This is a genomic window from Gulosibacter sediminis (assembly GCF_014904065.1).
Taxonomy (GTDB): Bacteria; Actinomycetota; Actinomycetes; order Actinomycetales; family Microbacteriaceae; genus Gulosibacter; species Gulosibacter sediminis.
On sequence record NZ_JACXJG010000010.1, the window covers coordinates 208650 to 231611 of the forward strand.

Sequence of the window (22962 nt, forward strand, 5' to 3'; positions counted from 1 at the left end):
GGAGTGGCGAGGAGTTCTCAGTGTCGGCGAGCTCGCTCGCGCAGTTCGCCGACCGGCGCAACTGGTGGGGCTTCGCAAACGCCGTCGTCGCGGTCCTCACCGGCACCGCGGTGCTGCTGCTCGCGATGGCCATCGGCATCGGGGTGGGCTACCTCGTGCGGGCGATCGCGCACCCTTCGAACGTCGTCGCCGTGTTCACGGTGCCGGTGGACCGGGGCACCGTGATCGGCGTTGCGATCGGCGCGATCGTCGTTGGCCTCGGGCTCATCGTCGGCATCCTCCCACTGTTCGCGATCCTCACCCGCGCGATGCTCGTGCCGTCGAAAGAAGCCGAACTGCGCGAGGCCGCCCGCGCCGAGCGCGACCGCCGCCGCCACGCAATCTCGGCCGCCGACATTGAGCAGGGCCGGCTCGAACGCGACCTCCACGACGGCGTGCAGCCGCAGCTCGTGTCGGTTGCGATGACGCTCGCACTCGCGAAACGCAAGCTCGCGACCGATGCGTCGGCGGCCGAGGAGCTCATCGACGAGGCGATTCGCACGACGAAGCTGAGCATCGGTGACCTTCGCGCGCTCGTGCGGGGCATGCGCCCCGCGATTCTCAGCGACCGCGGCCTCGACGCCGCCCTCTCGGCGCTCGTCTCGTCAAGCGCGGTGCCCGTGCGGCTCGTCAACGAGGTCACCGACCGCGCTGACGTGACGACCGAGCTCGTCGTCTACTTCGCCGTCGCCGAGTCGGTGACGAACGCGATGAAGCACTCGGGCGCGACGAACATCGACGTGCGCATCTGGCGCAGCGAGCACGGCCTGCGCGCCGACATTCGCGACAACGGGCACGGCGGGGCGCTGCTCACGCCGGGCGGCGGTCTGCAGGGCGTGCGCGAACGCGTCGCCGCGGCGGGTGGTTCGATGGTGTTTTCGAGCCCCGCTGGCGGCCCGACCGAGATTGAGGTGATGGTGCCATGCGCGTCGTAGTGTGCGAAGACCACGCGCTGCTGCGGGAGGGCCTCGTGCGCCTGCTGCGCGAGGCCGGCCACGAGGTGGTAGCGACGCTGTCGGATGCGCGCGGGCTCACCGACGCGGCGGCCGACGCCGATATCGCGGTGCTCGATGTGCGCATGCCGCCGACGTTCACGAACGAGGGCGTGCTTGCCGCGCTCGAGCTGCGACGTGAGCGCCCCTGCTTCCCCGTGCTCGTGCTCTCGCAGTATGTCGAGGAGCGCTACGCGACCGAGCTCATCCGCCAGCCCGGCGCCGGGCTCGGCTACCTACTCAAAGACCGCGTCGCCGACATCGACGTGTTCCTCGACGCCCTCGAGCGCATCCACGCCGGTGAGCACGTGCTCGACGAGGACGTGATTGCCCAGCTGCTCGCGCGTCGCACGAGCGACGACCGGCTCGCGGCGCTCTCACCTCGCGAACGCGAGGTGCTCGGGCTCATGGCGCAGGGCCGCTCGAACGCCGAGATCGCGGGGCAGCTGTTCGTGTCGAACGGCGCCGTCGAGAAGTACAGCGCACAGATTTTCCAGAAGCTCGACCTTTCGACCGACCGCGCGGGCAACCGCCGAGTGCAGGCCGTGCTCACCTATCTCGAGGTCGAAGCGAGGCAGCCATGACGACTCCCGCCATTCGCCCACGCGCAGGCTGGGCAGCGCGCATCCTCGCCGCCGTCNGCATCCTGATCGTGCTCGCCGGCGCGACGATCGCCGGTGTCTCGGCGTATGGCGCATCCCGCGAGTTCGACGTCACGAGCACGGTAGAGCTGCCCATGGCCCAGCGCATCGAGCTCGAACTCGGCACGGTGTCGACGCTCTCGGTCGAGCGCGACAACGAGATCAAGCGGCCGACGCTCGAGGTGTACGGCACCGGCATCGACGGTCAGGGGCCATTCGAGGTCGACACGTCGGCAGAGGGCACGCTGCGCATCACCTCGACCGAGCAGGAGCCGATGCCGTGGCGGAGCGACGGGTATGCCATGGCGACCGGCGTGCTGCTGCTGCCGAGCGACATGGCGGCGGGGCTCGAGATCACCGCGTCGCTCTCCGACGACGCCAACCTCTGGCTCAACACCGACGCCGAGCGAGTGAGCGTCACGGTCACCGGCCCCGGCTGGGCCGACGTGCGGGGCGACATCGACACCCTCGAGCTCGCTGGACCGACCGCGACGTTCAGCGCACGCGGCGAGATTCGCTCGCTCACGGCCTCGGCGGCGTCGGTCGACGTGAACTTTGCCGGCGTCGCGCCCGAGCGGGCGACGCTCGACGTCGACTTCCTCACCCTGGCGGGGCTGCCCCAGTCGACGCCGCTCGCCCTCACCGCGCCGGACTGGCTCGTCGAGCGCTTCGGCCAGGTCGGCTACCAGGTCGATGCGGATGCGCCGAACGCGATCACGATCGGCGACCCGCTGCCCGAGGAATCGTTCGTCTGGGGCGACGAGTCCTGGTAGCGGCGGCCGCCCGCCGGCCGCTAGACTTGGCGGCAGTGACGATGATCCGCCATCAACGGGGAGTCTTCGGAAGAACGGCCGCCCGCGGCCAAGTAGAACCGAACGGGTAGGCCCGAAACAGCCGTAACGAAGTGGCAGCGCACGCTGCAATCGGGGTGGTACCGCGCGAAAGCGCCCCTGGGCCTGGCAAACCAGTCATCTGCAGGAGACCACCCATATGAGCGCGACGTACCCCAAGTCCTCCGCCTCGGCGTTCGGCGCCGATGTGCCCGCTTCGCCCTCGTTCCCGAACCTCGAGCAGCAGGTGCTCAAGTTCTGGGGCAGCGACAACACCTTCCAGGCGTCGATTGATCAGCGCGAGGGTGCCGAGGAGTGGGTGTTCTATGACGGCCCGCCGTTTGCGAACGGCCTGCCACACTACGGGCATCTGCTCACGGGCTACGCGAAGGACGTCTTCCCGCGCTACAACACGATGCGCGGCAAGCAGGTCAACCGCGTCTTCGGCTGGGACACCCACGGGTTGCCCGCCGAGCTCGAGGCCATGAAGCAGCTCGGCATCACAACGAAGGACGAGATCGAAGAGATGGGCGTCGCGGAGTTCAACCGCGAGGCGCGCGAATCGGTGCTGCGCTACACGCAGGAGTGGCAGGACTACGTCGAGCGTCAAGGCCGCTGGGTCGACTTCGAGAACGGCTACAAGACGCTGAACATCACCTACATGGAGTCGGTGATCTGGGCGTTCAAGCAGCTCTACGACAAGGGCCTCGCCTACGAGGGCTTCCGCGTGCTGCCGTACTGCTGGAACGACGAGACGCCGCTGTCGAACCACGAGCTGCGCATGGACGACGACGTCTACCAGGATCGCCAGGACAACACGGTCACCGTGTCGTTCCCGCTCACCGGCGCCCGCGCATCCGAGCTCGGCCTNGGGCGTTGCGGCGCTCGCGTGGACGACGACGCCGTGGACCCTCCCGACGAACCTTTCGCTCGCGGTCGGCCCCGAAATCGACTATGTCGTTGTGCCGAAGGCCGACGGCACCGCCACCTACCTGCTCGCCGAGGCGCGCATCCCTGCCTACCTCAAGGAACTCGGCTACGAGAGCGCTGAGGATGCGATGGCCGCAGCGTCCGAACGCGTCGGTTACAAGGATCTCGTTGACCAGGGCATTGACCCCGAACTGGCTTCCGAGATGCTCGATCCGTGGATGATATCCGGCCGCGATCTCGCCGGCGTCACCTACGAGCCGCTGTTCGACTTCTACACCGACACCGCGAAGTGGGGCACCGAGCGGGCCTGGCAGTTCCTCGTCGACGACTACGTCACGACGAGCGACGGTACGGGCATCGTGCACCAGGCGCCCGCCTACGGTGAGGACGACAAGCGGCTCAACGACGCCGCGGGCATCCCGACCATCCTCTCGCTCGACGCGGGCGGCAAGTTCCTCGCCGACGTGCCGCTCGTCGCCGGCCTGAACTGGCAGGACGCGAACAAGCCGCTCGTGCAGGAGCTCAAGGCGCGCGGCCGGCTCGTGCAGCAGAAGTCGTACGTGCACTCGTACCCGCACTGCTGGCGCTGCAAGCAGCCGCTCATCTACAAGGCCGTCTCGAGCTGGTTCGTGCGGGTCACCGAGTTCCGCGACCGCATGGTCGAGCTCAACGAAGACATCACCTGGGTGCCCGAGAACGTGAAGCATGGCCAGTTCGGCAAGTGGCTGCAGGGCGCCCGCGACTGGTCGATCTCGCGCAACCGCTACTGGGGTTCGCCAATTCCGGTGTGGAAGAGCGACGACGACAACTACCCGCGCGTCGACGTGTACGGCTCGCTCGACGAGCTCGAGCGCGACTTCGGNGGTGCGGCCGACCGACCTGCACCGCCCCGCGATCGACGAGCTCGTGCGCCCGAACCCCGACGACCCGACCGGCAAGTCGATGATGCGCCGCATCCCCGATGTGCTCGACGTGTGGTTCGACTCGGGCTCGATGCCGTTCGCGCAGGTGCACTACCCGTTCGAGAACGGGCCCTGGTTCGACACGCACTCGCCCGCCGACTTCATCGTCGAGTACATCGGGCAGACACGCGGCTGGTTCTACATGATGCACGTGCTCTCGACCGCGCTGTTCGACCGCCCGGCGTTCTCGAACGTCATCTCGCACGGCATCGTGCTTGGCTCGGACGGCCGCAAGATGTCGAAGTCGCTGCGCAACTACCCCGACGTGAACGAGGTATTCGACCGCGACGGCTCCGACGCGATGCGCTGGTTCCTCATGTCGAGTTCGGTGCTGCGCGGCGGCAACCTCATCGTGAGCGAAGAGGGCATCCGCGAGTCGACGCGCCAGTTCCTGCTGCCGCTGTGGTCGACCTACTACTTCTTCACCACCTACGCGAACACCGCGAACGGGCCGGATGCGCCGGGGTACGAGGCGCAGTGGCGCACCGACTCGGCGCACGTGCTCGACCGGTACATCCTTGCGAAGCTCGGCGAGACGATGCGTGGCGTGCAGGCCGACCTCGACGAGCTCGACGCCTCGAACGCCACCCAGCGCCTGCGCGACTTCGCCGAGGTGCTCACGAACTGGTACGTGCGCCGCTCGCGCGACCGCTTCTGGGAGGGACTCGAAGGCGACAACGGCGAGGCGAACCGCGACGCCTTNGACACGCTCTACACCGTGCTCGAAACGCTCTGCCGCGTCGCCGCGCCGCTCGCGCCGTTCGTCACCGAGACGATCTGGCAGGGGCTCACCGGCGGCCGATCGGTACACCTCGAAGACTGGCCCGACGCCGAGTCGTTCCCCGCCGACGTCGAGCTCGTGTCGTCGATGGATGCGGTGCGCGAGATCGTCTCGGCCGGCCAGGCCCTGCGCAAGCAGCACCAGCTGCGCGTGCGCCTGCCGCTGCACCGCCTCACCGTGCTCACCGAGCGCGCGGGCGAGCTCGAGGGCTTTGCGTCGATCGTCGCCGACGAACTCAACGTGCGCGAGGTGCTGCTGCAGCCACGCACCGACGAGGCCGCTGCTGCCTACGGCGTCTCGCGCGTGCTGCGCGTGAACGCGCGCGCCGCAGGACCCCGCATCGGCAAGCTCGTGCAGCAGGCCATCAAGGGCTCGAAGTCGGGTGACTGGCAGCAGGATGACGCGGGCAACGTCGTCGCCGGCGGCATCGCGCTCGAGCCGAACGAGTACGAGGTCGACCTCCAGGTCGCCGACTCGCAGGGTACCGACGTCCTTGGGCTGCTGCCGAACGGCGGCATCCTCGTGCTCGACGCCGAAGTGACCGGCGAGCTCGCGGCCGAGGGTACGGCCCGCGACGCCGTGCGCGCGGTGCAGGATGCCCGCAAGGCCGCCGGGCTCGAGGTGAGCGACCGCATCCGCCTGCGCCTGCGCGCCGACGACGCGTCGGTGGCTTCGCTCGAGGCGAACCGCGATCTGCTCGCGGGCGAGACGCTCGCCACTAGCCTGGAGATCACGGGCGGCGCCGCGCCCGACCCGGCGCGCGCATCCGTGGCGCACAGCTACGGCGCCCTCGAGATTGAACTGGAGAAGGCATGAGCGATGACCGCAATCGCGACGAGTCCGACGACAACCTCCCCGAAGAAGAACTGACCGCCGAAGACATCGCGAAGCTGCTCGGCGGGGCGCCGTTCGACGACGGCCTCGACTTCGACACCGACTTCGCCGACGACTTTGCCGCCGAGGAGGTGCGCCTCAGCGACCGCGAGGCCGAGGAGCGCCGCCGCCTCGAGCAGACCGACTGGCGCGAGGAAGCCGATGCCGTGTTCGACGAGCTCATGGAGCGCGTCGGCGAAGGCCAGCCGCAGCCGCGGCTCGCGCCCACGCGGCGCGCGTGCGAGTTGCTCGGCGACATTCACCGCGCGTGGCCGATGATTCATATCACCGGCACGAACGGCAAGTCGTCGACCGCGCGTATCACCGAGTCGCTGCTGCGCGCCCACGGACTGCGTACCGGTATTCTCACGAGCCCGCACCTCGTGCGGCTCAATGAGCGCATCGGTATCGACGGTGCGCCGATCGCCGACGAGCGACTCGTCGCGAACTGGCGCGACATCGAGCCGTTCCTCGCGATCGTCGACGCCGAGCTCGAGGAGGCCGGCGAGGTTCGGCTGACGTTCTTCGAGGCACTCACCGTGCTCGCGTTCGCGTGCTTCGCGGATGCGCCGGTCGACGTCGCCGTCGTCGAGGTCGGCATGGGCGGCGAGTGGGACTCGACGAACGTCGCCGACGGTGCGGTCTCGGTGTTCACGCCGATCTCGCTCGACCACGTCGGCCGGCTTGGCTCGACCGTCGCCGAGATCGCGCGCACGAAGTCGGGCATTATCAAGCCCGGCGCCTCGGTCGTGTCGGCCGCGCAGCCCGCCGAGGCCGCCGCCGAAATCGCCGCGGCAGCCGAGCGGCTCGAGGCCAAGCTTTTCGTCGAGCCGACCGACTTCGCCGTCACCGCCGATCACATGGCAGTCGGCGGCCGACTCATCTCGGTGCGGGGCCTCTCTGGGCAGTACGACGACCTGCCGCTCGCGATTGCGGGCGACTACCAGGCCCACAACGCGGCGCTCGCGCTCGCGGCGGTCGAGGCGTTCTTCGGCGGCGAGCGCGAGCTGCTCGCCGAGAACGTCGAGGCCGGCATCGCCGAGGCGCTCTCGCCCGGCCGGCTCGAGCTGGTTGGCGCATCCCCGGCCGTCATTGTTGATGCCGCGCACAACCCGCACGGCGCCGCGCACCTCGCGCAGGCCGTCACCGAGACGTACGCGTTCGACCAGCTCACGCTCGTGCTCGCAGTGCTCGAAGACAAGAACGTCGAGGGCATCGTGCGCCCGCTCGCGACGATCGCCGACCGCATCATCGTGACGCAGTCCGACTCGCCGCGCGCGATCGACGCCTACGACCTCGCCGAAATGGTGCGCGACGTGCTGGGCGAGGAGCTCGCCGAGCAGAAGCAGGTGCGCGTCATCGACCGCTCTGAGGATGCGCTGCTGCAGGCCCGTGCCGAGGCCGCCACGTTCGAGCTCGGCGAGGACGACCACGGTCTCCCACAGTCGGCCGGCGTGCTCGTGACCGGCTCGATCACGCTCATCGGCGAGGCGTACGCGCTCGCGCACGAGGGCGGCTGGAAGTTGCCGCCGGAAGACGCGGGGGAGTAGGCGTGGCGCGAAGGTATCGCACCGTCACCGAGCAGCTCGGCTCGATTCTCATTGCGTTCGAGGTGATCTCGGTCGCGCTCGTCGCCCTCGCGCTGTTCGGGCTGCGCGCGCTGCCCGCCGGCACCGCGCTTGGTGGCGGGGCAGTGTTCGTGCTCGCGTTTGTGGCCGGCGTGTATTTCTTGCGGTTCAACTGGGGTCGCTGGTACGTGCTCGGGCTGCAGGTTTTGCTCACCCTCGGCGGGTTCCTCGACTCGATCGTGTTCATCGTCGGCGGGCTGTTCTTGGCCGTCTGGCTGTTCTGCATGTTCCGCGGCGGCAAGATCGACGCCGAGCGCGCGCCCATCATCGCCGAGTTCGAACGCGCCCTCGCGGCGGGCGAGATTGACGAAACCGGCGCCCCGCTTGACGACACTGGCGCCCCGCGCGCCGCAACCACCACCGACTAACGTCGACAGCGATATCCGCTGCAACGAATAGGAGCAGGAATGACCGAACAGACCCTCGTTCTCGTGAAGCCCGATGGCGTTCGCCGCAACCTCATCGGCGAGGTGATCGCCCGCATTGAGCGCAAGGGCTACGTCGTCACCGACCTCCGCTACGTGAGCGCCACCCGCGAGTTGCTCACCGAGCACTACGAGGAGCACGTGGGCAAGCCGTTCTTCGAGCCGCTCGTCGAGTTCATGATGTCGGGCCCGACCGTCGCCGTGCGCGTCGAGGGCAACGGCGTCGTTGAGGGCTTCCGCTCGCTCGCCGGCGCCACCAACCCGACGACTGCCGCGCCCGGCACCATCCGCGGCGACCTCGGTCGCGACTGGGGCAAGGCCGTCATCGAGAACATCGTGCACGGCTCGGACTCGACCCTCTCGGCCGACCGCGAGCTCGGCATCTGGTTCAAGTAACGCTGCTCGCACCAACGCTCATGGTCGCGCCGGATCCCCGGCGCGACCATTCGCGTTTCCGAAGCGGCCAGTGGTGTTCTGGCGCGGTCACCAAGTGGGGGCGTTTGAGCCGCAAATCGGGCTGCTTGGGTCGGGTGCGGAGCAGATTCTTGGACGAACGCCGAGATTTTGGNNNTGTTTCCCGAGGTCACCGGCCCCGCGAGGCCGCAGTTCTTCGCAGTGGCGCGCCAGAACACACGATAATTCGACCCAACAACTCCGCGCGTCGCTCTTCGTTGCCTTGCGCGCTACGCGTGTCGACCCGCGTCGATACGTGAGCTTCGTCTCGACAGACTTTTGGGTTAGACGGCGAAGGGGGCGACTCGGCGAGACGACGGGTAGCGGTGTCGCTCAGCGCGCACCATCGCGAGGATCTGCGACGCGCACTCGTCCCAGCGCTCGATGATGTCCCAGTACGTGAACCGCAGCATCGAGTAGCCGAGCGACTCGAAGTAGCGGTCCTTCTTGCGGTCGCGGATTACGTCGGCCTGATTCGAGTGGTAGGCGAAGCCGTCGCACTCGACGGCGAGGTAGTCGCCGATGAGAAAGTCGAGCTCGAACACACCCACCTTCACATGCCGACGGTGCTTGATGCCGAGTTGGTCAAGCCGCACTCGCACGAGCGACTCGAGCGCCGAGTCGGCGCGATGCCCCGACAACGCGATGGCGCGCTGCAGCTTCTCCTTGGCCAGCGGGTGTTCGTTAAGCGACGTGACGTCGAGTTCGCGCCTGGCCATCTCGTCGAGGATCGCCACGAGTTCGTCGAGCTCGCAGCAGTCTTGGGCACACAACAGGATTCCCTCGTGACTGTCGAGCGCATCATCGGGGAGGCTGAGCGAGGGCAGGTGGTGCCACGTGTCGCCGAGCCCGTAGGCGCCCACCCGCAGGTGTAGCTCGCTGAACTCTGGTGTCCAGAAGCCGAGGTGCTGCAGTGCGCTGAGGCAAGTGACGGCGCCGCCGGCGATCCGGGCACGGCCAAACATCGTGAGGGGAGTGGTCGGCAGGCGATACCAGCCGCGCTGTTGCTTCTTGAGTCGGCCGGTCGCGACGAACTTGCCGATGGCATGCCGGTCATAGCCGAGGTCGTGGAGCTCCTCGGTCGTGATGACCTGGTGGTTGCGATTGAGGTAGGCGTCGAGATCGTCGTGCATGGCGGCAGCCTGCCCGGTGCGGTCACGCAAACGTTGAGTGGTGGAGCCCAACTGTGGACGGCCAAGTATCCACAGCGACGCCGGAAGTCCGTTGTACACACGCGTCAAGGGTGGAAAGCAGTGTGGCCCTCGTCTCCGGGGAGACGAGGGCCACAGTCTGAGGGAGCTGGCGCGCTACGGGCGGGCGGCCATCGCGCTGACGATTTCGTAGGCGACGTGCGAGGCGCTCACGGCGGTGATCTGCGCGTGGTCGTAGGGCGGCGAGACCTCGACGACGTCGGCGCCGACGAGGTTGAAGTCCGAGAACTGGCGAATCATCCGCAGTAGCTCGCGGCTCGTCATGCCACCGGCCTCGGGCGTGCCGGTGCCGGGCGCGTGCGCCGGGTCGAGCACATCGATGTCGACCGAGAGGTAGACGGGACGGTCGCCGAGGCGGGTGCGCATCCGCTCGATCGCCGCAGGCACGCCCTCGTTCTCGATCTCATCGCTCGAGATAATCGCGAAACCGAGGCGCTCGTCGTCGCGGAGATCCTGCTTGCTGTAGAGCGGGCCGCGCGTGCCGACGTGCAGGCTCGCCTCGAGGTCGATCAGGCCCTCTTCGGATGCGCGGCGGAACGGCGTGCCGTGCGTCACGGGCGCGCCGAAGTAGGTGTCCCAGGTGTCGAGGTGCGCGTCGAAGTGCACGACCGCGACGGGGCCGTGCTGCTTCGCGACCGAGCGCAGCATCGGCAGCGCGAGGGTGTGGTCGCCGCCGATGACGACGAGGCGGGCACCGTCGGCGCGCAGCTGGTCGGCGCCGGCTTCCATCTCGGCGACGGCCTCGGTGATGTCGAAGGGGTTGACGGGGATGTCGCCGGCGTCGACGACCTGCACCTCGTTGAACGGCGCGATGTCGACGGCCGGGTTGTAGGGGCGCAGCAGGCGTGACGCCTCGCGTACGTGCGACGGGCCGAAGCGGGTGCCGGGGCGGTAGCTCACGCCGCTGTCGAAGGGAATGCCGACGACGATCACATCGGCCGACTCGACATCTTCGAGCCGGGGGAGGCGCGCGAACGTCGCAATGTCGGCGAATCGCGGCGACTTGCTCGCGTCGGCGGGGCCCAGCTTGCCGCTCTCAAATTGCACGTACTCGGGACGCATCTCAACCTCACCGTCAGATTACAAAAGTTGTCTATTGCGAAACTACGCGCGGTGCACGGCCCGCGCAAGTCTCGAGCATCCGACTTGGCTGAGCGAGGGTTAGCGGCCGTTACTCCACGGGGCCGGGATGAGGATCCACATGACGCGGGTCGCTTCGTCGCAGTGCCAGCTGTGCGGTTCGGCGCCGTGGAAGGTGACCGTGTCGGTTGCCTTGAGGTGGATCGAGCCGGTGCTGAGGCGCAACTCCAGCGAGCCCGAGATGACGTGGAGCACCTCGACGTCGCAGTTGATCGTGTAGAGCTCGTCGCCGCCGTCGGCGCCGGCCTCGATCGTCGAGTGGATGACCTGCACGGCCGACTGGCCGCGCGGTGTGACCATCTGCTCGCGTGCGCCGAAGCCGCCGAGGTTGATGTGCGGTGCCGAGTCGAGGTGCACGACTGCAGTGTCGGGCTCGTCGAAGAGACTGCCGATCGTCACTGAGAGCACCTGGCAGAGCGAGTGGAGTGTCGCGACACTGGGCGAGGTTTCGTCGCGCTCGACGCGCGAGATGTACCCCTTGGATAGGCCGGTGCCGCTCGCGACCTCGGCGAGCGTGAGTCCCTGGGCGCGGCGCGCTGCGCGCAGCTTGGCACCGATCCGAGCCGCCTGGGATTCGGCCATGGGGGTGACGCCGCGCATCGATGGTCCTTCCGTTGGGTGGATTCCAGTATCCACCAGCGCGCGCACACGAGCCGCGCCACGTAGGTTGCACTATAGAAAACAAAGATTGCATAATCGTAGAAAGTTGCGTGCGGAGCGCAACCGCCGCTCGTTCGGCGATCACCTCCCGGAGGACTCAATGACGAACCCCACCATCACCGTCGACGACATCGCGGCGGCCGCGCAGGCGATCGTCGCCGCCTACGCCGCGAACGACGAGGCCGACTACTTCGCGCGCTTCGCGCCCGATTGCTCGTTCGCGTTCCACACCGACGGCGAGATCCACACCGCGCGCGACGAGTGGCAGCAGGGCTGGCGCGAGCTGCGCGCCGAGGGCTGNGAGGTCATCGAGTGCCACAGCCTCGTGACGCACATCCAGCTCATCCCCGAGGGCGGCATCTTCGTGCACGAGCTCGAGACCACCTCGCGCACCGGCGACGAGACCGAAACGTACAAAGAGCGCGAGACCATCGTCTTCACGCGCCGCGATGGCGAACTCATCGCCATTCACGAGCACCTCTCGACGATCGACGAGGCGTCCGAGGTAAGCGAGGCCGCAGCGTGAGCCACGACGTCAACACCGAATCGGCCGACGCGACCCAAGCCGAGGGTCCGGTCCGCGGCACGCTCGGCGGCGGGCGCATCCTGCTTATCTGGCTCGCCGCGAACCTCGTCGTCACGACGCTGCTCACCGGCACGCTCTTCGTGCCGGGTGTGACGTTCGCCGAGTCGGCGCTCTGGATCGTCGTCGGCACCGTGCTCGGCGCGTGCGTGCTCACGCTCATTGCGACGATGGGCGTGCGCACCGGCCTGTCGACGATGGCGCTCACGAAGGGCTCGTTCGGCCTGCGCGGCTCGATCGTGCCGGCCCTGTCGAACCTCGTGATTCTCATGGGATGGTCGTGGGTGCAGGCGATGCTCGCCGGCATCTCGCTCGACTACCTCATCTTTAGCTGGACCGGCTTCACCAACCCCGCGCTCTTCGCCGCCCTCTGCGAGGTTGTCGTTGTGCTGCTCGCGATCTTCGGGCACGCGGGCATCGCGAAGATCGAGCCGTGGCTCGGCATCGTGATCCTCGGTTTCATGGCCTACGTCTTCATCTCAGCGTTCGGGCAGCACTCGCTCAGCGACTACCTCGCGATTCAGGCTGACGCCGAGCTCGGCATGACCGGCCTCAGCGTCTTCGACATCGTGTTCGCCACCGCGATCTCGTGGACGGTGCTCTCGGCCGACCTCACCCGTACTGCGCGCACCCCGCGCGCCGGCGCGACCGGTGCGGCCATCGGCTACACGCTCTCGACCGTGCTCGCAATGCTGCTCGGCGCCGTCGCGATCTCGTATGTGCTGCTTGAGGGCAACGAGGCGATCCCCTTCGACCCGACCGTCGTCATCGACGCGTTCGGCGCGCCCCTCGCGATCGTCATGTTCCTCTCGGTGATGGCGACGAACACCATGGTCGTGTTCGGCATGACGCTGTCGCTGCAGCACGCGTTCCCGCTAAAGAAGCCGCTGCCGTTCGTGCCGACCGCGCTCGGGCTCGGCATCGTGTCGGTCATCGGCTCGACCTGGCTCGGCCTGCTCGACCAGTTCACGACGTTCCTTTCGACGATCGGCGCGCTGTTCATTCCAGTGTTCGCCGTGATGATCATCGACTACTACGTCGCGCGCCGCGGCGTCTACGACCGCGACATTCTGCGGCACAGCGGCGGCAAGTACTGGTTCGCCGGCGGTTGGAACATCGGCGCGATCCTCACCTGGGTCGTCGGCGGCGCCACCTACTGGGTGCTCGCGTTCGTATGGCTCTCGCCGATTGGCGCGGCGCTGCCGACGGTGCTCGTGTCGGCGCTCGTCTACTTCGTCTGGGTGAAGGCGACCGGCATTCGTGCCGAGGCGGGTGCGCGCTCGCAGCACCTCGCCGAGGCGGCGTAGCCGCGAAGTTCATGGCCACCCTGACCGCTTCCTCGCGCGGAATTCGTTCCGCCGGGGGAGCGGCAGGTTCACCGAAGACACCGAGGTAGCGTGACCCCATGTTGATCGACCTTTCGCACCCGATCGGCACCGGCATGTCGGTGTTCCCCGGCGACCCCGAGGTCACGGTGCGGCCCGCCGCCGAGCTCGAACGCGACGGCTTCGCGGTCGCCCGGCTCGAGCTCGGCAGCCACAGCGGCACGCATGTGGATGCGCCGGCCCACTCGATCGCCGGCGGCCGCACGATTGACCAGGTCGCGCTCGACGAGATCGTCGGCGAGGCGGCCGTGCTGCAGCTGCCCGGGCTCGCGGCCGGCGAGGTGATCACCGTCGAGCGGCTCGCGCCGCTGTTGGATGCCGGGCTCGGCGGCGCGCGCATCGTGCTGCTCGCGACGGGGTGGGACGCGCACTGGGGCGAGGCCTCGTACTTCGCCCACCCGACGCTCGGCGCCGACGCGTGCCGTGCGCTGATCGGGGCCGGCATGCACGTGCTCGGCATGGACACGCTCAACCCGGACCCGAGCGACGGCGGCGAACTCGAGGTGCATCGGCTTGTGCTGGGCAGCGACCGGCTCATTATTGAGAACCTGCGCGGGCTGACGGGGCTGCCGTCGCGCGTGCGCTTCGCGGGGGTGCCGCTGCGACTCGACGCCGGCGACGGCAGCCCGATTCGGGCCTACGTCGACGCGGGGTAAGGCTGACTTATTGGACGAACGGCGAGATTTTGGNGTGTTTTGCGCGGGAACCTCCGCGTTCCGCGTTGAAATCGACCCGATTACGTCACCTGATCCGGATTGGTCTGTGCGTGCAGCAGTCCTGCCGTAGCGGTACAAATGGGTACCGACAAAGTGGCGCGTTCGGGGTCACTGACCGAGCAGGTCGGGGGCGCACCGTGCGATACTGTCAGAGTGCGCGAAAGCGTACTGAGACTTTCGGAGCAACCGCTCCCGCCGCACCAGCGGCACGCCGTACCCACGACGACAGATTTCCCGCGGGCTGACCGCGGCCAAGACACAGTTCCGACCAGGAATCGCGCCAGCGACTGGTCGGCGACAGCAGGAGCACCCCAGTGACGGTGGACAACCACAACAACGATTCCAATACCTCCAACGACGAAGCGAACCAGATCGACGACGCCGCTCAGCCGCAGGCTGAGTCGACGAGCGATGCTGTCGACGCGGCATCGACCGACACAGAGTCGCAGCCCGCGGCCAACGCCGAGTCAAACGAGGGCAGAACTGCAGCCGACGTGACTTCGGACGACGCCAAGGGCGACGCCGACGCGGCGGCGACCGAGGCCGCCGACTCGACTGAGGCCAGCAACGCCGACAGCACAGACCCTGCAAAGGCTGACGTCGCAGAGAGTGACGACGCGGCCGCAGTTGCTGACGACAGCGCGAAGGCCGACNCCGACAAGGCTGACGACGCCGCGAAGACCGACGACGCGAAGCCAGAGGACGAGCGCCACCCGCGCATTCCCGAGGTCATCACGCAGCGCACCCTCTTCTTCCTTGCGCCCGACTTGCCGCCGCTGTCCGAGGCCCCCCGCAGCAGCCGCAACGAGCCGCGCGAGCCGCAGCAGCGCGACGACGCGAACGACGAGGACGGCGACGACAACGAGAGCAACAGCAACAACCGCCGCCGCACCTCGCGCCGCGGCCGCCGCGGTGACGAGCAGGAGCGCGAGCAGCGCGAACCCCAGCGCCGTGAGCGCGACCGCGACCGCAGCCGCGACTCTGGCCGCGACTCGAGCGACTTTGACGACGACACCGACGCCGAGGTCATCGACGAGCCGCAGGCCGTTAAGGGCTCGACGCGCCTCGCCGCGAAGCGCGCCCGCCGCCGCGAAAGCCGCGAGCTCGGCCGCCGCCGCACCGTCGTCACCGAGAGCGAATTCCAGGCCCGCCGCGAGTCGGTCGACCGCAAGATGCTCGTGCGCGCCAAGGACGGTCGCGTGCAGATCGGCGTGCTCGAGGACAACATTCTGGTCGAGCACTACGTTGCCCGCAACGAAGACGTCTCGCTCATTGGCAACGTCTACCTCGGTCGCGTGCAGAACGTGCTGCCGAGCATGGAGGCCGCGTTCGTCGACATCGGCGAGGCCCGCAACGCCGTGCTCTACTCGGGCGAGGTTGACTGGAGCGCCGCGAAGCTTGGCCCGAATACGGCCCGCAAGATCGAGAATGCCCTCAAGCCGGGCGACAAGGTGCTCGTGCAGGTCACGAAAGACCCTGTCGGACACAAGGGTGCCCGCCTGACCAGCCAGATCTCGCTGCCCGGCCGCTACCTCGTGTACGTGCCTGGCAACACGCTCAACGGCATCAGCCGCAAGCTGCCCGAGACCGAGCGCACGCGCCTCAAGAAGATCCTCAAGGAGGTGCTGCCGGACGGCGTTGGCGTCATCGTGCGCACCGCCGCCGAGGGCGCGACCGAGGAGCAGCTGCAGCGCGACGTTGAGCGCCTCACGCGCCAGTGGGAAGACATCCAGAAGCAGGTCGCCTCGGCAGGCAAGGGCCCGAAGACGCTCCACGCCGAGCCCGACATGCTCATCAAGATCATCCGCGACGTCTTCAACGAGGACTTCCACCAGCTGATCATCCAGGGCAACTCCGAGCTCGAGACGATCAAGACCTACCTCGGTCAGGTCGCCCCCGACCTGCTCGAGCGCGTCGAGAAGTACACCGGCGACGACATCTTCGTTGAGTACAAGGTCAACGACATGATCGACAAGGCGCTCAGCCGCAAGGTCTGGCTGCCGTCGGGTGGTTCGCTCGTCATCGACCGCACCGAGGCGATGACGGTCATCGACGTCAACACCGGCAAGTTCGTCGGCTCGGGTGGCAACCTCGAAGAGACCGTCACGAAGAACAACCTCGAGGCGGCCGAAGAGATCATTCGCCAGCTGCGCCTGCGCGACATCGGCGGCATCATCGTCATCGACTTCATCGACATGGTGCTCGAAACGAACCGCGACCTCGTCCACCGCCGCCTCGTCGAGGGCCTCTCGCGCGACCGCACGAAGCACCAGGTCGCCGAGGTCACGAGCCTCGGCCTCGTGCAGATGACCCGCAAGAAGATCGGCCTTGGCCTGCTCGAGACCTTCTCGGAGCCCTGTGCTGCCTGCGCCGGCCGCGGCGTCGTCGTGCACTCGCACCCGGTCAACCACGGCGGCGGCAACAGCAACCAGTCGAAGGGCCGCTCGCAGTCGCGCCGCGGCAACAACAAGGGCCAGAACGACAACGGTCGCAACCAAAACCAGGGCCAAAACCAGAACCAGAACCAGAACCAGACGCAGAGCGGTTCGAACGGCGGCGGCACCCACGAGATCACCGATGACGCCCGCAACGCGCTGACGAAGATCGCCGCGTCGACCATGGTGTCGGCGAAGGACGACGAGGCGGTGCGCGAGGCGGCCGAGAAGCTCGCGGATGCGGCTGCCGCGGCAGCGTCGGGCAAGCCCGCTGCCGATGTGCTCGCGGCCGGTGGCGAGGCGTCGAACGACAACGACTCGAACGGTGAGGGCCGTCGTTCGCGGCGCTCGCGCCGCGGCGGCCGCGGTCGCAACCGCAACGCCGAGCAGCAGGGCGACGAGTCGCAGAACTCGAACGCCGAGCAGGCCGACGGTCAGCAGGATGCGCGCGACAGTCGCGATGCCCGCGACAGCCGCGATTCGATCCAGCAGGATGCGTCGGGCAGCGACCGCAACGGTAACGACCGTTCGGCCAGCGACCGCAACACTAGCGACCGCGCAAACAGCGATCGCAACGCCAACGACCGCAGCGCCAACGACCGCGCCGCAACCACGACGGCTCAGCCCGCGCAGGACGCGACGAAGGCCGAGGAGGCACCCCGCGCATCCAAGCCGCGCCGCCGCCGCGTGAGCACCGGCACGGTCACGGCCGATGCCTCGAGCAGCGAGGCGCGCCGCGAGTCGGCGCTCTCGATCGAGCTGCCCGAGGCGAAGCAGCCGGCGCCGAAGGCCGAGCCGCAGGTCGACGCGTCGCTGAGCCTCGAATCCCTCGACGCCGCCCTCGACTCGCTCGCCGGCACCGCCGAGCCGAACGAGTCGAGCAGCCAGCCCAAGGAGCAGCCACAGGCCGCCCCGCGGGCAAGCGCCGAGCCGGCCCCGGCCGCCGAGGCGCCGAAGACCAGCTCGCCGAAGCGCCGTCGGCGCATCACGACGGGCCCGATCGCGGGGGAGTAGTTCCCCGCGAGCGGGTCGACTCCGAGGGTTGACGCTCACCCGAAGAATCGACTAAAGTAGGTCGCTGTTGCACGCTCTTCGAGCGACGCGGCGTCGGCCGCGCAGTGAGAGCGTCAGGGTACGTGCACCGGCACGTCACGCAAATCGTTCGCGAAGCGACTTCGGTCGCCGAGCACAAAGAAAAGGTAGCTGAAGTGGTATTCGCAGTAGTGCGCGCCGGTGGCCGGCAGGAAAAGGTCGAGGTTGGCTCGATCGTTACGATGAACCGCGTCGTCGCAGACGACAAGGGCAAGGTTATTCTTCCCGCCGTGCTGCTCGTCGACGGTGACAACATCACCAGCGACGCTGACAAGCTCGCAAAGGTGACGGTCTCGGCCGAGGTTGTTGAAAACCTCCGCGGCCCGAAGATCCGCATCATGAAGTACAAGAACAAGACCGGTTACAAGAAGCGCCAGGGCCACCGCCAGGAGCTCACCACGGTCAAGATCACCGACATTAAGTAAGTCGTCAGGAGCATACTGAAATGGCACACAAGAAGGGCGCAAGCTCGTCCAAGAACGGCCGCGACTCCAACGCTCAGCGTCTCGGTGTGAAGCGCTTCGCTGGTCAGGAAGTCAACGCCGGTGAGATCCTCGTCCGCCAGCGCGGCACCAAGTTCCACCCCGGCGTCAACGTCGGCCGTGGCGGCGACGACACCCTGTTCGCTCTCGCGGGCGGCAAGGTCGAGTTCGGCGCCAAGGGCATGCGCAAGGTCGTGAACATCGTCGCAGCTGCCGAGTAAGGCGCTGTGAGCCGGCAAACCGGCACACTTTGAAAAAGGGGCGGACACTCTCCGCCCCTTTTTTCATTGCCGCGCCGCACGTGGCCTGAACACGGGCGCCACGCGGGGCGGCACAATGGAACGGGAACGAAGGAGCACTCATGGCAACGTTCGTCGATGAGGTACGTCTGTACCTGCGCGCTGGCGACGGCGGCAATGGCTGCATGTCGATTCGCCGCGAAAAGTTCAAGCCGCTCGCTGGCCCTGACGGTGGCAACGGAGGTGACGGTGGCGACATCGTGCTCGTCGCCGACCCCGATGTGACCACGCTGCTCACCTACCACCACACGCCGCACCAGCGCAGCGACTCGGGCGGCTTCGGCATGGGCGACTACCGCAACGGCACGAAGGGCGGCGATCTCGAGCTGCCCGTGCCCGTTGGCACCGTCGTGCGCGACACCGACGGCGAGGTGATCGTCGACCTCGACACGCCTGGGATGCGCCTGGTCGCGGCCGAGGGCGGCCTCGGTGGCCTCGGCAACAACTCGCTCGCGAACTCGAAGCGTAAGGCCCCGGGCTTCGCGCTGCTCGGCACGCCGGGCGAGACGACCGAGCTCGTGCTCGAACTCAAGACCGTCGCCGACGTCGCGCTCGTGGGCTACCCGAGCGCCGGCAAGAGCTCGCTCATCGCCGCGATGAGCGCCGCGAAACCGAAGATCGCCGACTACCCGTTCACCACGCTGCACCCGAACCTCGGCGTTATCGAGACCGGCAACAGCCGCTTCACGATGGCCGATGTGCCGGGCCTCATCGAGGGCGCGAGCGAGGGCCGTGGCCTCGGCCTCGAGTTCCTGCGCCACGTCGAGCGCTGCGAGGCGCTGCTGCACGTGCTCGACTGCGCCACGCTCGAGCCGGGCCGCGACCCGCTCAGCGACCTCGACATCATCCTTGCCGAGCTCGACGCCTACGAGGTGCCCGAGGGGCAGACGCCGCTCACGCAGCGGCCCGCCATCGTCGCGCTGAACAAGATCGACGTGCCGGATGGGCGCGAGCTGGCCGAGTTCATCCGCCCCGATCTCGAGGCGCGCGGCTACAAGGTGTTCCTCGTGTCGACCGTTTCGCACGAGGGCCTGCGCGAGCTCGGCTTCGCGCTCGGCGACATCGTCGAGCAGGCTCGCGCCGCGCGTGCCGAGCAGACCGAGCAGCGCGAACGCATCGTCATTCGACCGAAGGCAGTCGACGAGAAGGACTACACGATTCGCGTCGAGGGTGGCACCTGGGGTGACATTTACCGCATCCTCGGCCGCAAGCCCGAGCGCTGGGTGGCGCAGACCGATTTCGCGAACGACGAGGCCGTCGGCTACCTCGCCGATCGCCTCGCGAAGCTTGGCCTCGAGGATGCCCTGGTCGCGAAGGGCGCGCAGGCCGGGTCGACCGTGGTGATTGGCCCTGGCGACGGCATGATCTTCGACTGGGAGCCGACACTTTCGTCGGCCGCCGAGGTGATGACGGCGCGCGGCTCGGACATCCGCTTCGAAGAGCGCACGCGTCGCACCACGAAGGAGCGCCGCGAGGACTACTACCGCTGGATGGACGCCAAGTCGGCCGCCCGCGAGCAGCTTGAGGACGAACGCAAGGCTGGCATCTGGAACGGCGACGACGAAGCGGCCGAATCGGCTGAGAACTCGCGCTAGGATGGTGGGTATGTTCGAGCTTCCCGCAGTCATCCAGTCGGCCGGTGAAATGATCGTCCACCCGGGCGAGATGTGGTTTCCCCCGATCGTGTTCGGCATCATCGCCCTCGTGATTCTGCTGGTCTGCGCCCTTGTGGCGTTCTCGTTCCGCAACATGGCCGCGAGCCACCCCGAGAACCCGACGGTCTACGTCTATGAGCCCATCGGTCACCCGGGTCATCCGATTGCCGAAGGCGCCCACGAGGGTGCGCGAGCTGTGCCCGGCCACGAAGACGCACTCGTCCGCGACCAGATCGGCCGCTCGCAGGGTGAGCAGCGTGCTGCACAGCGGCACCAAGATCACTAGCGAACCACTGGCGTGACGCCGAACGAATTCGAGCCCGCCCAGCGCCGACGACACCGCGTCGGCATTATGGGTGGTACCTTCGACCCGATTCACCACGGTCACCTCGTCGCGGGCAGCGAAGTTGCGCAGCACTTCGACCTCGATGAGGTGTTCTTCGTTCCGACGGGCAACCCGTACATGAAAGACGGCGTCTCGCCGGCCGAGCATCGTTACCTCATGACGGTGATCGCGACCGCGTCGAACCCGCGCTTCAAGACGAGCCGCGTCGACATCGACCGCCCGGGGCCGACCTACACCATCGACACGCTGCGCGACTTTCACCGCCTCATGCCCGAGGCCGAGCTCTTCTTCATCACGGGTGCCGACGCCGTGACGCAGATTCTCGAGTGGAAAGACGCCGACGAGATGTTCGCGCTCGCGCACTTCGTCGCCGTCACGCGACCCGGCCACGAGCTCGACCTCGCGGGCCTGTCGCTCGAGAATGTCTCGGTGCTCGAGATTCCCGCGCTCGCCATTTCGTCGACCGACTGTCGCGCCCGCGTGCGCGCCGGCGCCCAGGTCTGGTACCTCGTGCCAGACGGCATCGTGCAATACATCACCAAGAACCGGCTCTATCGGCCGGATGAACAGCGCAGCATTTAGCTGCCGGGTTGGAGCCTTGATCTATGACCGCTTCTGAGAACGCCATCGCATTGACCAAGGCGGCCGCACTGGCCGCCGACGAGCGTCAGGCCACCGAGCAGATCGGCCTCGACGTGAGCGAGACGCTGCCGTACGCCGACGTGTTTCTCGTCGCCTCCGGCCGCAACGAGCGCATGGTGCTCTCAATCGCCGAAGAGATCGAAGACAAGCTGCGCGAGGACTTCGGCGTGAAGTCGCTGCGCAAGGAGGGCACCGAGCTCGGTCGCTGGGTGCTGCTCGACTTCGGCGACCTCGTCGTGCACGTGTTCCACGAGGAAGAGCGCGAGTACTACTCGCTGGAGCGACTCTGGCGGGATGCGCCGGTCGTGCCGCTCGGGCTGGCGGAGGCCGCTGAGGCTGCCGCGGCGAGCGCATCCGAAGCCGAAGTCGACGACGAGCCCGACGCCGACCAGGCGCCGGAGTAACATCGCAGGGTGACGACACCCTCTCTTCCCGCGAAGCGGAACTGGCTCGGCCTCATGCTCATCGGCGTGGCCGTCGGCATCGCGTCGGGCCTGTTTGGCGTGGGCGGCGGCATCATCATCGTGCCGGCGCTCGTGTACCTGCTCGCCTATGACCACAAGATCGCGTCGGGCACCTCGCTGCTCGCGATCGTGATTCCCGCCGTCGTCGGCGTCGTGAGCTACGGCCTGCGCGGCGACGTCGACTATCTGCTCGCGCTGTTGCTCGCGGCGGGGTCGATCGTCGGCGCGCCGATCGGCGCGTGGCTGCTCAAGCGGCTTGAGAAGCGCATCGTGCAGATCGTGTTCATCTGCTTCTTGGTGATCGTCATCGTCACGTTGTTTTTGGTTGTGCCGTCGCGCGATGCCGAGGTGCACGTCGACCTGCTCAGCGGTGCGCTCATCGTGCTCGTCGGCCTCGTGGCCGGCATCGCCGGTGGCCTGCTCGGCATTGGCGGGGGAGTGATCGTCGTGCCCGCGCTCGTCGTGCTCTTCGGCGCGAGCGACCTCGTTGCGAAGGGCACGTCGCTGCTCATGATCATCGCGACCGGGTTGTCGGGCACCGTGGCGAACATCCGCCACCGCAACGTCGACACGGTTGGCGCGCTGACCCTCGGCGTCGCCGCGGGCGTCGTGACCCCGTTNAGCGTGTGGCTCTCGACCGTGCTGTCGCCGTTCGCCGCGAACGTGACGTTCTCGGTGTTCCTCGTGCTCGTGGCGATTCGCATGATCTGGGACGTGCGCTCGCAGTCGAAGAAGTAGGGCGGATGCCCGGGGCTGGGCTCTCCGGACGCGCTCAACTTGCGCGCGCGTTCAGATCTGGGCTATAGTCGTTGAGTTGCTTCCCCAGCGGGAAGCCCCAAATTGGGCCTATGGCGCAGCTGGTAGCGCACCTGCATGGCATGCAGGGGGTCAGGGGTTCGAATCCCCTNCATTGTCCTGAGTCGCGACATAGTTTACGAACTAGTCGCGGCTCAGGACTTTTTTGTTGCCTTGGGTGTTGACGGTTGACGTGGGGTTGGTGAGTCGCGTCATCGTTGACGTAGTCGTCACGGCTTCTTGCGTTGGTAGTTCTTGTCGGGGTCGATGGTGAACTCACCGATGGTCTCTCCGGTGTTGCTGTTGCTGACGACGACGTCGCGGTCGTGGATGAGCATGAGCACGGGGGTGCCGTTGTGGGCGTTGCCGATGCCGAGGTGTCGGATCTTGCCGGCGTAGCGGAGTGTGACTTTGCCGTATTGGTCGACGATGTCGGTCCGGGATCGCCACTCTGCGGTCCTTGGGTTGGTGCTCGGGCTGGCTTGGGTCTGCTGAGGCCTTGA

At 67.7% G+C, this 22962-nt stretch carries 19 protein-coding genes and 2 pseudogenes; 17 read left to right on the forward strand and 4 right to left on the reverse strand.

From position 1 onward, the window contains the following. The first annotated feature begins 20 nt into the window (after positions 1–20). From ID132_RS06630 to ndk, 6 genes and pseudogenes are all read left to right on the forward strand, one after another. The gene (locus tag ID132_RS06630) at positions 21–974 is read left to right on the forward strand and encodes a sensor histidine kinase (protein ID WP_193128161.1); all 954 of its coding nucleotides are present in this window, start codon (positions 21–23) and stop codon (positions 972–974) included. Next, positions 962–1615, forward strand: coding sequence for a LuxR C-terminal-related transcriptional regulator (locus ID132_RS06635; protein ID WP_193128162.1), 654 nt, complete (start codon positions 962–964; stop codon positions 1613–1615). Before ID132_RS06630 ends, ID132_RS06635 begins: the two co-directional genes overlap by 13 nt. Positions 1616–2662: 1047 nt before the next feature. Then, positions 2663–5991: pseudogene (gene ileS / locus ID132_RS06645) on the forward strand (isoleucine--tRNA ligase). Then, the gene (locus ID132_RS06650) at positions 5988–7598 is read left to right on the forward strand and encodes a bifunctional folylpolyglutamate synthase/dihydrofolate synthase (protein ID WP_193128164.1); all 1611 of its coding nucleotides are present in this window, start codon (positions 5988–5990) and stop codon (positions 7596–7598) included. The pseudogene ileS and the gene ID132_RS06650 overlap by 4 nt, the downstream one beginning before the upstream one ends. A gap of 2 nt (positions 7599–7600) precedes the next feature. Next, positions 7601–8044 (forward strand): DUF4233 domain-containing protein, encoded by a 444-nt coding sequence (locus ID132_RS06655; RefSeq protein WP_164509761.1) that lies wholly within the window; start codon positions 7601–7603, stop codon positions 8042–8044. A 39-nt stretch (positions 8045–8083) separates the two neighbouring features. Next, on the forward strand, positions 8084–8497 hold the full coding sequence (gene ndk, locus ID132_RS06660; RefSeq protein ID WP_125107119.1) for a nucleoside-diphosphate kinase: 414 nt from the start codon (positions 8084–8086) through the stop codon (positions 8495–8497). A 341-nt stretch (positions 8498–8838) separates the two neighbouring features. Here the strand turns inward: ndk and ID132_RS06665 are convergent, their stop codons facing one another. The 3 genes from ID132_RS06665 to ID132_RS06675 form a co-directional block, all read right to left on the reverse strand. Then, entirely contained in the window at positions 8839–9687 is an 849-nt protein-coding gene (locus ID132_RS06665) for a type IV toxin-antitoxin system AbiEi family antitoxin domain-containing protein (RefSeq protein WP_125107120.1), read from the reverse strand. 174 nt (positions 9688–9861) lie between these two features. Next, positions 9862–10827 carry an agmatinase gene (gene speB / locus ID132_RS06670; protein ID WP_125107121.1) on the reverse strand — a complete coding sequence of 322 codons (966 nt, stop codon included), beginning with the start codon at positions 10825–10827 and terminating at the stop codon, positions 9862–9864. Between the two features lie 99 nt (positions 10828–10926). Continuing rightward, positions 10927–11505, reverse strand: coding sequence for a helix-turn-helix domain-containing protein (locus ID132_RS06675; RefSeq protein ID WP_125107122.1), 579 nt, complete (start codon positions 11503–11505; stop codon positions 10927–10929). 160 nt (positions 11506–11665) lie between these two features. Between ID132_RS06675 and ID132_RS06680 the strand changes: the two genes are divergently transcribed. From ID132_RS06680 to ID132_RS06730, 11 genes are all read left to right on the forward strand, one after another. Further along, on the forward strand, positions 11666–12091 hold the full coding sequence (locus ID132_RS06680; RefSeq protein ID WP_193128165.1) for a nuclear transport factor 2 family protein: 426 nt from the start codon (positions 11666–11668) through the stop codon (positions 12089–12091). Continuing rightward, a complete protein-coding gene (locus tag ID132_RS06685) occupies positions 12088–13455 on the forward strand; it encodes a purine-cytosine permease family protein (RefSeq protein ID WP_125107124.1) in 1368 nt (455 codons plus the stop codon). The genes ID132_RS06680 and ID132_RS06685 overlap by 4 nt, the downstream gene beginning before the upstream one ends. A gap of 98 nt (positions 13456–13553) precedes the next feature. Then, positions 13554–14189 (forward strand): cyclase family protein, encoded by a 636-nt coding sequence (locus ID132_RS06690; RefSeq protein ID WP_193128166.1) that lies wholly within the window; start codon positions 13554–13556, stop codon positions 14187–14189. Between the two features lie 374 nt (positions 14190–14563). After that, positions 14564–17698: an Rne/Rng family ribonuclease gene (locus ID132_RS06695; RefSeq protein WP_193128167.1), complete on the forward strand. Its 3135-nt coding sequence runs from the start codon at positions 14564–14566 to the stop codon at positions 17696–17698. 194 nt (positions 17699–17892) lie between these two features. Then, the gene (rplU, locus tag ID132_RS06700) at positions 17893–18201 is read left to right on the forward strand and encodes a 50S ribosomal protein L21 (RefSeq protein WP_193128168.1); all 309 of its coding nucleotides are present in this window, start codon (positions 17893–17895) and stop codon (positions 18199–18201) included. Between the two features lie 20 nt (positions 18202–18221). After that, on the forward strand, positions 18222–18479 hold the full coding sequence (gene rpmA / locus ID132_RS06705) for a 50S ribosomal protein L27 (RefSeq protein WP_125107128.1): 258 nt from the start codon (positions 18222–18224) through the stop codon (positions 18477–18479). Positions 18480–18619: 140 nt separating this feature from the next. Beyond that, positions 18620–20152: a GTPase ObgE gene (gene obgE, locus ID132_RS06710; RefSeq protein WP_193128169.1), complete on the forward strand. Its 1533-nt coding sequence runs from the start codon at positions 18620–18622 to the stop codon at positions 20150–20152. A 10-nt stretch (positions 20153–20162) separates the two neighbouring features. Continuing rightward, positions 20163–20498, forward strand: coding sequence for a hypothetical protein (locus ID132_RS06715; protein ID WP_193128170.1), 336 nt, complete (start codon positions 20163–20165; stop codon positions 20496–20498). 12 nt (positions 20499–20510) lie between these two features. Beyond that, positions 20511–21140 carry a nicotinate-nucleotide adenylyltransferase gene (gene nadD, locus ID132_RS06720; RefSeq protein ID WP_125107131.1) on the forward strand — a complete coding sequence of 210 codons (630 nt, stop codon included), beginning with the start codon at positions 20511–20513 and terminating at the stop codon, positions 21138–21140. A 23-nt stretch (positions 21141–21163) separates the two neighbouring features. Beyond that, positions 21164–21604: a ribosome silencing factor gene (gene rsfS / locus ID132_RS06725; protein ID WP_193128171.1), complete on the forward strand. Its 441-nt coding sequence runs from the start codon at positions 21164–21166 to the stop codon at positions 21602–21604. Between the two features lie 54 nt (positions 21605–21658). Continuing rightward, a complete protein-coding gene (locus ID132_RS06730; protein ID WP_193128178.1) occupies positions 21659–22402 on the forward strand; it encodes a sulfite exporter TauE/SafE family protein in 744 nt (247 codons plus the stop codon). Positions 22403–22689: 287 nt separating this feature from the next. Here ID132_RS06730 and ID132_RS06735 read toward each other — a convergent pair. Next, positions 22690–22962, reverse strand: a pseudogene (locus ID132_RS06735) (IS481 family transposase); the annotation flags it as partial.